Below are 13,341 nucleotides of genomic sequence, written 5' to 3'. Positions count from 1 at the left end.
AGCTCCGCTTGTGAATGTCGATGCCAATGTATAACTTTGGTTGGGCAGTGGGTTCTAATTTCATATCTTATTGTTTTCGTGAACTTTAAAGATACGAGACTCGCTGCTTTTTCATAGATGCTATAAAAAATAGGGCGGACAGTGGTTTCCGCAAGTTTCGGCTTCTAATCAAGCTTTGTCTCGGTGGACAAGTTTGTAGCTCCGAAATGCCCTACTTTTCATAGCCGAGACCGTTGTGCGTCAGTGTAAAGCGACACCCCGACAAATAAAAACGAATGACAAAAACATATTAATTGAATGACCGAACACGAAAAGTTTAAAAAACTTCTAGAATACTTTGTGACCCATCTTGAATGGCTCATAAATAACGATACCAATAATCGTGGTTACAATTTATACCTAAAACCACTAATTGATAAAAATGAATTTTACTCTACTGGACAAGGTTACAATAACGGAAACATACAAAAACATATTGCTGAATGGTGTCATTATGAGAATGGCGATATATTCATTAACATTCAGTCGAATTATGGCAATTACAAGACTGTTAAATGTTATTTAAACTGGGCTGACACAGGATTGAATGTTATCGCTCGTTGGAATGACAACAAAATTAATTCACTTGCTTTAGAAGAGTATCAATTTTGGCTTAAACCAACAAAAAGAATTGATTTAGGAATTAACAAGTCAATAACAGAACTTGGTCTCTTTGACAATAATACACCGAATGAGAGTTTAAAAGATTTCTTCAATCAGTTTGAAAAGTTAATTGTTGATTGGAACATAAAAGAACAAAATGAAGCTCAAATGAAAAAAATTCAAACATATATAGATTTACTTAAATCTTCAAAAAACATCATCTTAACCGGAGCACCAGGAACAGGTAAAACATTTTTAGCAAAACAAATTGCAAAACAACTGATTGGTGCAAAAACCGATGAAGAATTAGAAGAAAGTGGACAATTTGATTTTGTGCAATTCCACCCTTCTTATGACTACACAGACTTTGTTGAAGGACTGAGACCAACTCCACCAGATGAAAACGGAATAATTGGCTTTGAAATTAAAGACGGTATTTTCAAATCGTTTTGCCAAAAAGCTTCAGAAGCAAAATTTTCCGAAATAGTTGACAATTTTGATGTGGCTTGGGAAAGTTTATTGACGGCAGTAAGAAATAATATTGCTCAAGGTGTATTAACGACTATTGGTTCTTGGGATTACGGTTTATCTTCAAAAGACTCATTGAAATATTCCTCTGTAAACACGCCTTCTCAATACAATTTTACTATCACCAAAAAGAATGTATACGATGCCTACCAAGGAAAGCAAGCAAGACCTTCAGGTGCATTTCAAAAAGATATGGAGGATGTTGTGGATTATCTAAAAGACAATTTTGGATTAGTAGAATTTGTAAACAAAGAAGAAAGTTCAAATAATGGAATTAAAAACTATGTTTTTGTCATTGACGAAATTAACAGAGGTGAAATTTCAAAAATATTTGGAGAGCTATTCTTTTCCATTGACCCAAGTTATAGAGGTAAAAAAGGTTCAGTTAAGACGCAATATTCAAACTTGCACAACGATGAAACAGAGGTTTTTTATGTACCTGAAAACGTCTACATAATCGGCTCAATGAACGACATTGACCGAAGTGTCGAAAGCTTTGATTTTGCAATGAGAAGACGTTTTACTTGGATTGAAATAACGGCAGAGCAAAGTGCAGATAATATGAATTTGCCACAAGACATTAAAGAAAAAATGTTGAAATTAAACAAGCAAATTTCTAATACAGATGGACTTAATCCTTCTTACCACATCGGGGCGGCTTACTTCTTAGATTCAAATGGTAATGCAAGACAAGACATTGACAGCATTTGGAATTTACGAATCGAGCCACTTCTGAAAGAATATTTGAGAGGAATGCCTGATAGCCTTGAAAAAATTGAGCTTTTGAAAAATGCCTTTGCAGCCTAATGAGAACAACAGACAATAATGGCGGAAAAAGTATTGATAAATTCGACAATTTAAACATTGCGGATTTATCAGCAATAGCAAATAGAAACCTTTTGGATTTACAAATGGAAAATCCTGATTTGCTTGTTTTTCCTCATTCATTTGGTCAATATAAAGACGATGTTGAAAAACCACTTATTTTCTCACTAGACAATGAAAACCTGACAACATATAATTTAATGGGTTTTATTGGACGAAATTCAACACAACTTACAATATCATCTCGTTTTGCAAAAGATGAAAACAACGACTATTTTTTGCATTATATGCTGCAAAAAGTCTTTTCGATTAACCTTTTAAAATTTGACCAAACACCCAATAAGGAGAACATTTGGGATTTTCTTCTTTATCTTTTTCCATACTATCTCAAAAAAGCATATTCCCATGGAATCTACAAAGCATATAAAAAGGAAGAATACAACGACACAAACGTTAAGGGAAGTATTGATGTTAAACGCCACATACTTAGAAATATTCCGTTTACAGGAAAAATAGCTTACACTACAAGAGAACACAGCTATAATAATAATCTAACTCAACTAATTAGGCATACAATTGAATTTATCAGAACCCACCCTTACGGTAGTTTACTGACGAGTGACAGTGAACTAAGAGACATTGTAAGTAAGTTCACTTTTGTAACTAACAAGACTTACAATGGTAATTCGAAACAAAAGATTATTACAGCCAATTTAAAACCAGTTACTCATCCTTATTTTACTGAGTATTCTGCATTGCAAAAAATTTGTTTAAAAATTCTTCGACACGAAAAAATTACATTTGGTAAAGAAAAAGATAAAGTTTACGGTTTGTTGTTTGACGGTGCTTGGCTTTGGGAAGAGTACCTTAATACCATTCTAAAAGAAAATTTCATTCATCCAGAAAACAAAACAGGTAAACATAGGAATTTACTTTTTGAAAATTTTCAACCGATTTATCCTGACTTCATAAGTAAAGATGAGCCAAAATCGGTTGGAGACGCAAAGTATATTCCACTTGACGGGCAACAGTCGTATTCAGAAAATTCTGAAAAAGCCACAAGTATATACTACAAGACAATTGCGTATATGTATCGTTTTAATTCAACAAATGGGTTTTTAATTTTTCCAATACAAGACACGAGTTTTTTTGAAACATACCGAATAAAAGAGACAGATGGAACTCTTAAAAAAATAGGACTTGCAATTCCACAGACGACAGAAAACTTTAAAGAATATATCAAAACAATGAGCGTAAATGAAGAGGAGTTGAGACAACATTTAATAACAAACAAAACACCGTACGCACAACAGCAGTTTGGCAAAATGGCGGGTGAAGTGCTAATTTGAACATTCGGTTTTCAAATGAACATTAGTGCTAAATTGAAAGTAAGTGCTTTAAAGTACGCCACTTCGCCAAGCTGCAAACCGTTGTGAGCAATGTTGGAAAAAATCTAGAATATGTCAAGACAAAGTGAAACAGGATGTATGATTTGGCTAGGAATTGGAGGATTTCTACTGCTTGTAAACATTCTTAAAGAGAATCCGATGATAATCGTGTACGTAATACTCGGATTAGCTTGTATTTCATTGATAGTGCTTTTTCTAAATTATCTACATACTATATATCTTATAAAATTTAACTCTACAATTAAATCAATTTTAAAATTCAACGAGAAAGAATCAAGAACGCATTTTGAGAATTTAGTTCAAATCAATCGTACAGAAAAAATCGAAATTGATGAGAGATATTTTCGTTTCATTTCATCATCCAAAATATTCGATTGCCAATGAAACTTTTCGGAATTAGTTTGTTTAGAGAAAAGCAGGAAAGCCTTGAAATTTTGTACAAGGATTTAAAAAGAATCCAACAAGAAATAAATCAAAGTTCAAGAGAGAATCTAAAGACTTTGGATCAAATTCAACTTGCCAAAAACGATTTGTCAGACAGGCAAAAATCCGTAGAATTACTTAAAAAGGAGCTTTCTGAAGGCAATCCATATTTAGCTAGAATAATAGCTGACTTTTATCATTACAGAGACATTAAAGTTGCAGAATATTTAAGAAGTAAAAAATATCCAGCGATTAAGGCATCAGAAAAAGTAAAAGATTATGCTTCCGAGAATAGAGAATTAAGAAGAAAATTTAAATTGACCTATAATCGAATAAAACTTTACGAAGAAGTTTTTCCATTCATTTCTGATTTAGAACCTGACGATATTGACTTTATTCTAGAACAGAAAAAGAAAAAGAGTAAAATATCTGATAACGACGACCCAGTTCGGGAATATGTTCCTGAATACGATAAGCTTACTGAGGAGGAAAGGAACCAAAGAGCATTGAATCGATATTTAAAAAGCAAAAAAAGCAATTGGGAAGTTGGAAAAATGTATGAACGTTATGTTGGCTATTTATATGAGTCAAAAGGCTATAAAGTTGAATACGTAGGAATAGAGAAAGGATTTGAAGATTTAGGACGTGATTTAATTTGTAGAAATGCAAAAGAAACTCTTGTTGTACAATGCAAATATTGGGCATCCCATAAAGAAATTAGAGAAGCTCACATAAATCAACTTTACGGTACAACAGTTAAACATTTTATTGATGAATTTAAAAATCGCTCTGAAAAACTCAAAAACACACTATTTCCAGACTTGCTTGCAAGAGATGAAGTAAAAATAAAACCTGTATTTTTCACATCAACGAAATTGTCAAAAACAGCAGAAGATTTTGCTATCGCATTAGGCATACAAATAATTCAAGAGCATCCTTTTGACCAAAATTATCCAATGATTAAATGCAATTTAAACAGCCAGACAGGAGAAAAAATATACCATTTGCCAATTGACCAACAATATGACAATGTTCTAATGCAAAACGAGGAAAGAACTTATGTAAGAACCATAAAAGAAGCTATGGAGCTCGGTTGTAGAAGAGCATACCGATGGAATCCAAATAAATAAAAAAAACACTGCTCACAACAACGGTAACCGTTGCACAACCCCTTAATTTTTTTAGACCTGAACCATTATAAGCCGTTTTAAGCGGCCTTGCTTTTTTGGTCAGGCTTGAGAATGAACCAAATTTGGTGCTTTTAAAAAATGCCTTGCTACATTCTGGAGCACTGTTTTTGGCAAAAAACACAGAACAAGGCTTTCCGCCCCGCTCTTTGCGCGTTTTTGGATAAACTTGAGGTATTTCTTGAGGTTATTGCCATCTTCCAATAAAAACCTATATTTGATACAACCGCCCATTAAAAAGCTGACATCTAAAACTTTCAGCGCTTGATGGGTTTTTAACTATTAAAATCAACTTACCCATGCCATCCCTCTTCAAAACGCCAACCCTTCAAAAACTAAAACCGTATTACCTTCTTTTTGTTTTGCTCCTGGCAACCCACGCCTGTAAGAAAAATAGTGAAGAAAAATCCTCATCCGCCAGCTTGCCCGAAAAGGAAAGTTTTACCGTAATTAGGGGTGGAAACGTAGTAGGGCATCTAAAAGTGGACCGCACTGGCGATACGGTGGCTATTGATTATGACTATAAGGATAACGGCAGGGGCCCAACTATTAAGGAGACCCTAGTGGTGGACGCTGCCGGTTACCCTGTGCAATGGGATATTGCGGGGAATACCACTTTTGGCAACAGCATAGACGAACATTTTAAGTGGGACGGCAAAAATGCGAGTTGGAAAGATGCCACGGGCGATGGTAACGCAACCTCGGATAAACCATCCTTTTACGTAAATCAGTCGGGGAGTCCGTATTCGCTTTTTATTACTGCGCGGGTGCTATTGAACGCAAAGGATAATACGGTGCAGGCACTTCCGGCTGGGCAGTTAAAGCTCACCGAAATGGAAAGTATTGAAACTGGTGCAGACTCTTTGAAATTGAAGCTAAAAACCTACGCCTTATCTGGTATAGACTTAGATCCCACGTACTTTATTATGGATGAAAACGATCACTTTTTCGCGCTAATCTCCCCAAAGTTTATTTTAATAAGAGAAGGTTATGAGGGAGAAGAAAAAGGAATGCGTATGCTAGCGGAGAAGTATTCAGCAGCACGCATGGAAGGCCTGCAAAAAAAGTTTGCGCATACTTATAACGGAAACATTCGCATTCGTAACGTAAAAATATTTGACCCAAAGACTTTGGCGCTTACCGATTTGGTTTCGGTAGTTGTGACGGGCGACAAGATAGCCCGTATTGATACTGCCGATGCCGAGGGTGAAGCAAATGAAGTGGAAATAGATGGCGAAGGCGGGACCTTGGTACCCGGACTTTATGATATGCACGGCCATGTGGGCGAAGATGATGCGCTTATGAATGTTTTGGCGGGAGTAACCACCATTCGCGATATGGGTAACAACAACGAGGTACTGGACAGCCTTGTCCAAAAGATAAAATCTGGAGTTCTGGCAGGGCCCAATATTACCCGCTTGGGGTTTATTGAAGGGAAAAGCCCGTTCAACAGTAATAACGGCATACTTGTAGCGAGCGAGGAAGAAGCACTTGCGGCAGTACAAACCTATGCCGATAAAGGTTTTTACGGAATAAAACTATACAATAGTATGGACGGAAAATGGGCGCCTGCCATTGTAAAAAAGGCCCATGCATTGAATATGCCCGTTACGGGACACGTGCCAGCTTTTTCCAATGCCAATGATATGCTAATGGCGGGTTATGATGAAATGACCCACATTAATCAAACCATGTTGGGGTGGGTGCTGGAACCGGGGGAAGATACCCGTACGCTTTTGCGACTTACCGCCCTGCAGCGCTTGCCAGATTTGGATTTAAACAGTGCGCCCGTACAGAAGACGTTGGATTTAATGGTGAAGAACAAAGTGACTATGGACCCCACGCTCGCCATACACGAACTGTTGTTGCTTTCACGCAATGGCAAAACGCAGGCTAGAACTTTGGATTATATAGACCATATGCCCGCCAGTGTACAAAGGGATGCAAAAATGGCGATGGCGAGTATTGCGAATGATACTGAAGATAAGGCTTACCGCGGCGCTTATGATAAGATTGTGGAGGCCTTAAAAATGATGAAGGAACGGGGTATTTTGATCCTCCCCGGTACCGATCTGGGCGGAGCGTTCAACTTGCATAGGGAATTGGAGCTATACCAGCAGTTGGGCTACACGCCAGCGGAATTGCTAAAATTGGGTAGCTTTGATATGGCGCAGTATCTGGGCCATACCGATAGGGGAGCCATTGAACCTGGAATGTTGGCAGATTTCTTTCTGGTCCCCAATGACCCAACGAAGGATATTAAGGCAATAAAAACCATATCCTTGGTATCCAGAGGTGGGGTGCTTTATTTCCCCAGTGAAGTATATCCGGAATTTGGCATAAATCCGTTTGTTAAAAAACCTGTTGTTAAAGAGAATTAACGCTTAAATATTTAAAACCCGAAATTCCTCAAAAATATTCTGAAATGAAACTTTACACTTCACTACCAAATTCACTAAAGCCCTTCTATGAAATAGAACTTGAAAAGTATCGTAGGGAATACGCTTGCGGAAATTTATCGGCCGCTTGGAGCCATTTGGAAAGAGCCCATATACTCGGGCAACGATATCCATTTACCCACAGTTTTGTTCATTGGAAAATGTTGCAATTTGGGTTTAAAATAAAAAGTCCAAAAGAAATCTTAGGACAAATACCGCGTTTGCTTTTTGGAGGCGTGAAATCATTTGTTGGGAAAATTCCCGTTGGAAACCCCGGCGGAGCAAATGTACCTCCTTTAAAACCTTTTCCTATAGAAAAAGAGCTGCAGGATATTTTTATAAGGGCGGATATTAAGACAAACTAGGAATAAAAAGTTAATTATTTGTGTAGATGAAACTGTAACGTGCGCATACTCCAACAGTTTCTTCCCCAAATAAACCATATCTACCCATTGTGTCCTTTGTGACTTCTCCGTGTCCTTTGTGGTTATAAATTTATCTGGGCAACCCTTCCGGCCTAATCAAATACTCCTTTTGCGGCCTAATCTCAATGAATTCCTACTATTCCCAAAGTATTAAACCTTCTGTCTTCCAAGCCGAAAAATTCCCCGTTTACCTCCTGATAAAATGAAATCCCCATCAACAAGACTACAGGAAACGAAAGGCCAGGCTGAATAATAGCGGTCATCGATACCTCCCGAACCACGATTGAATCCTTACTGAGCATTTCGCTTTCGTCAATCACGCATATCGATTTTAATGCATCAAAATTTAAGGCCGCTACCCCAAACGAAACCTTATAATGGGTTACCCCATGGGGTGCCGTAATATCTCTTTTAGGGAAATGGGTGTTTAAATCTAAATTAGCTTCCCCTGTAAAACGGTCAAACCTTGCTTCAAAACCGGTGTGAATGGTGGTATCCAACTTCGCATTAATATTAAAGTCAAACCCGTTTAACAAACTCAATTCCCCCTGGGCCACAGTGCGCATCCCTCGTCCATTTACGGTGTCAGATTGCAATACCTTCATCATTCTTTGCGCTAACCGTTGTACCATCATACTATCCCGTGCGTGTTTTGGTAAGGGCTGAATAGCATCTCGAAGGAGTTTCCCCGCCTTTGCTGCCCGGCCAAATTCAGATGCATTTTCACGTGTACGTTGAAACCGAGGGTCTCTTAACACGGTTTTCCTATCCACCCCCGTTTTTCTACGCGCCAAAAATCCATAAAAGGATTTATAAAAAGAAATATCTCCAAGGGTGCCAACTAATTTCAATAATCCAACTTGCTTTGCCATATCATAAAATTTAAAGTTCCCCACAAAGATATTATGACGAAAAAGCCTTTATTCACAACTGGGGTACATCTGGGGTACGATTTATTGGAAAATATCTAAATGAGAGGTCAATTTTCTTCCGCAAATCCTCAACTCCTCAACTCCACAATTCCCCCACGCAACCCCCTAATTAAAGTATGAATAGAGTATGAATAGAGTATGAATATAGTATGGATGCAACAAGTATAAGTTAAACCTTATTGTCAGAATACCGCTTAAGCATCGGAATCTGAATACAGAGCATTAATGCGAAAAACATAAAGGCATAGCCTGTAACTTTTGAAGGAGCAAAGTCGGGAAGGTTTTTTGACAGTGAAAAACTTCCCATAAAATTAAACGATGAGGTGGAGAAATTTAACGGTGCAGGTTGTATCAAAAACCATAGATAGGCTGTTATGCCTACTATCCCCACAACAATAGCAGCCCATACATATCTTGGAATCAAGGGGCGGTAGCGGATTGCATCGCGTTGCTGCTCCGCTTTTATTGTAGCCATCACTTTATCGGTAAACTGGAAGGAAGGCGTTTCCAAAGTAGATTTTTGCATCGCTTTGGTTACCAACTGTTCTAACTGTTTAGTTTCTTGTTCTTTCATAACTCTGTATTGTTTCCGGTTCCAGCTGTTGCTTTAGGATGCTTGCCAATCTTTTTCTGGCCCTGTGGATATTCACTTTTACGGTATTTGCTTCCATACTCATTACCTGTGAAATCTCTTGTAAAGATAATTCATCAAAGTAAAACAAGGTGAGCAAAAAACTGTCCTTGCTGGCCAATTGCTGCAAACAGTACTGAATGGTATGTTGTTGCTCTTTTTTTTCCAATGTATCCAAAGCATTGTCCAAGGTTTTGATTTGGTTTTCCGTAAAGGAGTCTATTGCAACTTCATTATAGCTCCTGCTATTCTTTTTTATTCGGTCCAAACTTGTATTGTAAGCCACTTTATAAACCCAGGTTGACAATTTTGATTCGCCTTTAAACTTCGGCAAGGCTTTGTATACCTTGATAAACGTATCTTGGGAAACCTCTTCTGCCTCTTCTCTGTTTTTCAGCATACGTATTGCCAAGGTAAACACCAAGTCTTTATAAAGATCCACCAGTACGGCAAAGGCCTGGGTATCTCCTCCAATAATTTGATTGATGATTGATGATTCTTGGTCAGTGGTCATTTGTTTTATATGACGACGGGGACAGAGCATAGGTTACAGGTAGTTGAAAAAAATAAACGGTAAAGGCTGTAACCTAAATAGAAAAGTTGTCGTCATAACCTATGAACGCATTAAAATCAATCAATTTAAAACGAACAATCATGGGAGTAGAATTTATTATTATGCCGCTGTTTATAGGCGCCGTCTTCGGAATCTTTTATCTGCATTATTCCACACGTAATAAAGAGCGCATGGCGCTAATAGAAAAAGGGGCAGATGCCAGTATTTTTGTAAAAGGGAAAACACATGCTGCACCTATTTGGAAAGTGCTTGTTCTAAACTTGGCACTTTTGTTAATGGGAATTGGCGTGGGTATTTTTATCGCTTCCCTTTTGCACTACAATATGGGAGTGGAAGAAGAAGTGGCTTACCCAGGAACTATATTCTTAATGGCAGGTATTGGCTTATTTGTAGGGTTTACATTGACAAAGAATTTGGATAAGGAAAATTAAGTTCAGAAGGCTAATTTTACTTAAAGCTGAAGGGCATGCTATCTAAATAGCATGCTTTTTTATTTTTCCTTTTAAGCTTCATCTCAATGGGTTTCGTAATTTTATAGATTAGAAACAAATTATTTTAATATATACAGAATGAAAATCCATTTAGAAACAGAGCGCCTATTTATGCGCGATTTGATGGATGAAGACGTAAATGGACTGTTCGCAATGGATAGTGATCCAGAAGTGCATAAATATTTGGGAAACAAGCCCATTGTAACTTTGGCTGAAGCTCAAAAATATATTGATTTTATAAAGCAGCAATATCTTGATTATGGAATAGGAAGATGGGCAGTTGTGGAAAAGGAGAGCAATAATTTTGTGGGATGGAGTGGGTTTAAGTTCGTTACTGATGTAGTGAATGGCAAAACCCAATATTACGACCTAGGTTATAGATTTTTAAGGAAATACTGGGGAAAAGGCTATGCCTCTGAAACCGCAATTGCATCTTTGGAACATGGTTTTAAAGAATTAAATCTTGAAGAAATTGTGGGTATTGCCGACGTGGCACATAAAGCTTCCAATACCATATTACAAAAAGTGGGTTTGCTAAAGCGGAATGAGTTTAGCTATGACGGAACCTTTCATAATTTCTACTCACTGAGCAAAAAAGAATGGCTGAGAAATCATAAAAACAGCTATTAATAGCTACTATCGGTCATTTTACTATCTTAGTATCAGCTATTTAAATGGAATTGCCGCAATTATATTTTTAAAATGAGCAAGAAGGCCTACAAAACCCCTGGAGTTTATATTGAAGAGGCTTCTGCTTTTCCGAATTCGGTAGCTCCGGTGGAAACTGCCATTCCTGCCTTTATTGGGTACACCCCACAAGCCAATCATAATGGGCAGGACTGTACTTTTGTGCCCACTAAAATTACTTCTTTTCTGGAATTTCAGCAAATCTTTGGCTTCCCCGAGGAATCGGAACCTGTTCAACAATATAGTCCGCAGTATTATTTGGTTAAGCAAAATTCCAAACCCAGTAATGGAGATTTCCTTTTAATAGGAAGTGATTACTACAGCGTACTTCCCGATGCTTCTACTATTTATTATTTGTACAACAGCGTAAAATTGTTTTATCAAAATGGAGGAGACTATGCCTATATAGTTTCCGTTGGCGGTTATGCAAAAGCTTCGGGAGCGGCATTGCCGTTGGGAAATCCGCTGCTGAACCCAAATGTTCAGCTTTCAGATTTGTTGAAAGGTTTGGAAAAATTGAAGCAAGAGGAGAGGGTCACTATGTATATTTGTCCTGAAGCCACATTGCTTTCCCTTGCTGAAAATGGAACCCTGATGCAAGCCATGCTCCTACAGAATAGTGAAATGCAAACCGCGATAAGCATTTTTGATATAATTGGCGGAAATAGAGAAAATCCACTTGGAAATACTGCGGATATTGAAGCCTTTAGAAACCATACAGGCACCACGGGTTTGAATTTTGGTGCGGCTTATTACCCTTTTGTAGGCACAACCATAATGGGGGAACGGGATTTAAATTTCACTAATCTATTTGGTGGTGATATAAGTAAGTTGGCAACTATATTCAATTCACTTACTAAGCCTGAAGAAAAAACTTTAGAATTCCTAAAATCGATTTATAGTTCTGAAAATGCACAATCAGTAGGTGAAAATCACCGTATACTACTTGTTATAAGTCCTCTGTATAAAGATATTATTGCAACTGTTTTGAAACTCGCAAATATATTGCCTGCCAGTGGCGGCATGGCTGGTGTTATAACAATGGTTGATAATAGCAGGGGTGTTTGGAAAGCGGCCGCAAATGTTTCAATAGCTGGAGTAGCAACTTTGCCCATAAAAATTGACCAGGCTGAACAAGAAGGTTTGAATGTGGATATAAGCGGGAAATCAATAAATGCTATTAGAACCTTTCCCGGAATGGGAGTTTTGGTATGGGGTGCTAGAACATTGGATGGAAATAGTCTTGATTGGCGGTATATAAACGTAAGAAGAACAATGATCTGCATTGAGCAATCCTGTAAAAATGCCTGTAAAGGCTTCGTTTTTGAACCCAACGATGCCAATACCTGGGCTCAAATTACTTCAATGATTGAAAATTTCCTAAACAGTTTTTGGAGACAGGGCGGATTGGCGGGCAGTACTCCAAACCACGCCTATTTTGTAAATTGCAGCTTGGGAACTACCATGACTTCCCAAGATATCTCGGATGGTCGACTTATTGTGAATATTGGTGTTGCCATAACTAGACCCGCAGAATTTATTGTAATATCTTTTACCCAGCAGCAAAGGGTTTCACCATAAGATGGTATAAATCTGCTTTTAATTCCTTATTTTAGTGTCAACTTATTCATATACAAGATGATAGCAGTGCCTTATTTCATCAAAAAACTCTTTGCCTTAAAACTCTTATTGGCACTTCTCTTATTTGGAGGTTGCCAGGCTACTTTGGCTCCTGCCTATGACCAGGCCATTGTTGAAAAAGTTACCGAAAGCAGTAATCTGGCAATGCGTTTTTTTGCCGAAGTGGATGGCGGTACAAGCAGTGAAACTTTTGAAGTACGCGAGCCTATTTATAACGTTTTAATCGGCGCTTTTGAGTCGCTGAAACTACAGGCCAAAGCCCGACCCGTACCCGAAAATGTGGCGCTGGACAAGATAAACGAACTGCTGCAGGCAAAGGGCAGTAGCGCAATTTCGGGAGAATACCCAAGTGCCTTTGCTTTTGAAAAGATAGCCGAAACTTTCAAAAAGATGAAACAGACCGATAGGGAAAATGGTATAAGGCCTTTGGCATTACAAGCATTTAAAGGACAGGTTGAGATCTTTCTGGACCAAGCAATTACCTATGAAAGTTTCTTAAAAAGATAAG

The 13,341-nt window shown here is 37.9% G+C and carries 12 protein-coding genes; 9 read left to right on the top strand and 3 right to left on the bottom strand.

From position 1 onward, the window contains the following. The first annotated feature begins 297 nt into the window (after positions 1-297). From AC58DT_RS13320 to AC58DT_RS13300, 5 genes are all read left to right on the top strand, one after another. Positions 298-1,977: an McrB family protein gene (locus tag AC58DT_RS13320; RefSeq protein ID WP_497217299.1), complete on the top strand. Its 1,680-nt coding sequence runs from the start codon at positions 298-300 to the stop codon at positions 1,975-1,977. Beyond that, entirely contained in the window at positions 1,977-3,344 is a 1,368-nt protein-coding gene (locus AC58DT_RS13315; RefSeq protein WP_497217298.1) for an McrC family protein, read from the top strand. The genes AC58DT_RS13320 and AC58DT_RS13315 overlap by 1 nt, the downstream gene beginning before the upstream one ends. 440 nt (positions 3,345-3,784) lie before the next feature. Continuing rightward, complete coding sequence (locus tag AC58DT_RS13310) at positions 3,785-4,957, top strand: restriction endonuclease (protein ID WP_497217296.1); 1,173 nt, start codon at positions 3,785-3,787, stop codon at positions 4,955-4,957. A 356-nt stretch (positions 4,958-5,313) separates the two neighbouring features. After that, the gene (locus AC58DT_RS13305) at positions 5,314-7,395 is read left to right on the top strand and encodes an amidohydrolase family protein (RefSeq protein WP_497217295.1); all 2,082 of its coding nucleotides are present in this window, start codon (positions 5,314-5,316) and stop codon (positions 7,393-7,395) included. Between the two features lie 44 nt (positions 7,396-7,439). Continuing rightward, the gene (locus AC58DT_RS13300) at positions 7,440-7,817 is read left to right on the top strand and encodes a DUF3703 domain-containing protein (RefSeq protein WP_497217294.1); all 378 of its coding nucleotides are present in this window, start codon (positions 7,440-7,442) and stop codon (positions 7,815-7,817) included. Between the two features lie 182 nt (positions 7,818-7,999). Here AC58DT_RS13300 and AC58DT_RS13295 read toward each other — a convergent pair whose 3' ends face one another. The 3 genes from AC58DT_RS13295 to AC58DT_RS13285 all read right to left on the bottom strand — a co-directional run bounded on the left by AC58DT_RS13295 (position 8,000) and on the right by AC58DT_RS13285 (position 9,954). Next, entirely contained in the window at positions 8,000-8,749 is a 750-nt protein-coding gene (locus AC58DT_RS13295) for a hypothetical protein (protein WP_497217293.1), read from the bottom strand. Between the two features lie 229 nt (positions 8,750-8,978). Beyond that, the gene (locus AC58DT_RS13290) at positions 8,979-9,383 is read right to left on the bottom strand and encodes a hypothetical protein (RefSeq protein ID WP_497217292.1); all 405 of its coding nucleotides are present in this window, start codon (positions 9,381-9,383) and stop codon (positions 8,979-8,981) included. Continuing rightward, positions 9,364-9,954: an RNA polymerase sigma factor gene (locus AC58DT_RS13285; RefSeq protein WP_497217291.1), complete on the bottom strand. Its 591-nt coding sequence runs from the start codon at positions 9,952-9,954 to the stop codon at positions 9,364-9,366. Before AC58DT_RS13285 ends, AC58DT_RS13290 begins: the two co-directional genes overlap by 20 nt. A 140-nt stretch (positions 9,955-10,094) precedes the next feature. Here AC58DT_RS13285 and AC58DT_RS13280 point away from each other — a divergent pair, with 140 nt between their 5' ends. From AC58DT_RS13280 to AC58DT_RS13265, 4 genes are all read left to right on the top strand, one after another. After that, positions 10,095-10,445: a DUF6249 domain-containing protein gene (locus AC58DT_RS13280; protein ID WP_497217303.1), complete on the top strand. Its 351-nt coding sequence runs from the start codon at positions 10,095-10,097 to the stop codon at positions 10,443-10,445. A 138-nt stretch (positions 10,446-10,583) separates the two neighbouring features. Next, positions 10,584-11,135 carry a GNAT family N-acetyltransferase gene (locus tag AC58DT_RS13275; protein WP_497217290.1) on the top strand — a complete coding sequence of 184 codons (552 nt, stop codon included), beginning with the start codon at positions 10,584-10,586 and terminating at the stop codon, positions 11,133-11,135. A gap of 72 nt (positions 11,136-11,207) precedes the next feature. Further along, on the top strand, positions 11,208-12,773 hold the full coding sequence (locus AC58DT_RS13270; protein ID WP_497217289.1) for a phage tail sheath family protein: 1,566 nt from the start codon (positions 11,208-11,210) through the stop codon (positions 12,771-12,773). Between the two features lie 108 nt (positions 12,774-12,881). Further along, entirely contained in the window at positions 12,882-13,340 is a 459-nt protein-coding gene (locus AC58DT_RS13265) for a hypothetical protein (RefSeq protein WP_497217288.1), read from the top strand. Position 13,341 lies beyond the last annotated feature (1 nt).

Source organism: Aequorivita sp. CRS11 (assembly GCF_059693805.1).
Note: the sequence above shows the minus strand (reverse complement) of the source record. Positions and strands in the feature narration are given on the sequence as shown.

Bases quoted from the DNA above. Each gene is read 5' to 3' on its own strand.
- AC58DT_RS13320 (WP_497217299.1), top strand. From the start codon at position 298: ATGACCGAACACGAAAAGTTTAAAAAACTTCTAGAATACTTTGTGACC.
- AC58DT_RS13315 (WP_497217298.1), top strand. From the start codon at position 1,977: ATGAGAACAACAGACAATAATGGCGGAAAAAGTATTGATAAATTCGAC.
- AC58DT_RS13310 (WP_497217296.1), top strand. From the start codon at position 3,785: ATGAAACTTTTCGGAATTAGTTTGTTTAGAGAAAAGCAGGAAAGCCTT.
- AC58DT_RS13305 (WP_497217295.1), top strand. From the start codon at position 5,314: ATGCCATCCCTCTTCAAAACGCCAACCCTTCAAAAACTAAAACCGTAT.
- AC58DT_RS13300 (WP_497217294.1), top strand. From the start codon at position 7,440: ATGAAACTTTACACTTCACTACCAAATTCACTAAAGCCCTTCTATGAA.
- AC58DT_RS13295 (WP_497217293.1), bottom strand. From the start codon at position 8,749: ATGGCAAAGCAAGTTGGATTATTGAAATTAGTTGGCACCCTTGGAGAT.
- AC58DT_RS13290 (WP_497217292.1), bottom strand. From the start codon at position 9,383: ATGAAAGAACAAGAAACTAAACAGTTAGAACAGTTGGTAACCAAAGCG.
- AC58DT_RS13285 (WP_497217291.1), bottom strand. From the start codon at position 9,954: ATGACCACTGACCAAGAATCATCAATCATCAATCAAATTATTGGAGGA.
- AC58DT_RS13280 (WP_497217303.1), top strand. From the start codon at position 10,095: ATGGGAGTAGAATTTATTATTATGCCGCTGTTTATAGGCGCCGTCTTC.
- AC58DT_RS13275 (WP_497217290.1), top strand. From the start codon at position 10,584: ATGAAAATCCATTTAGAAACAGAGCGCCTATTTATGCGCGATTTGATG.
- AC58DT_RS13270 (WP_497217289.1), top strand. From the start codon at position 11,208: ATGAGCAAGAAGGCCTACAAAACCCCTGGAGTTTATATTGAAGAGGCT.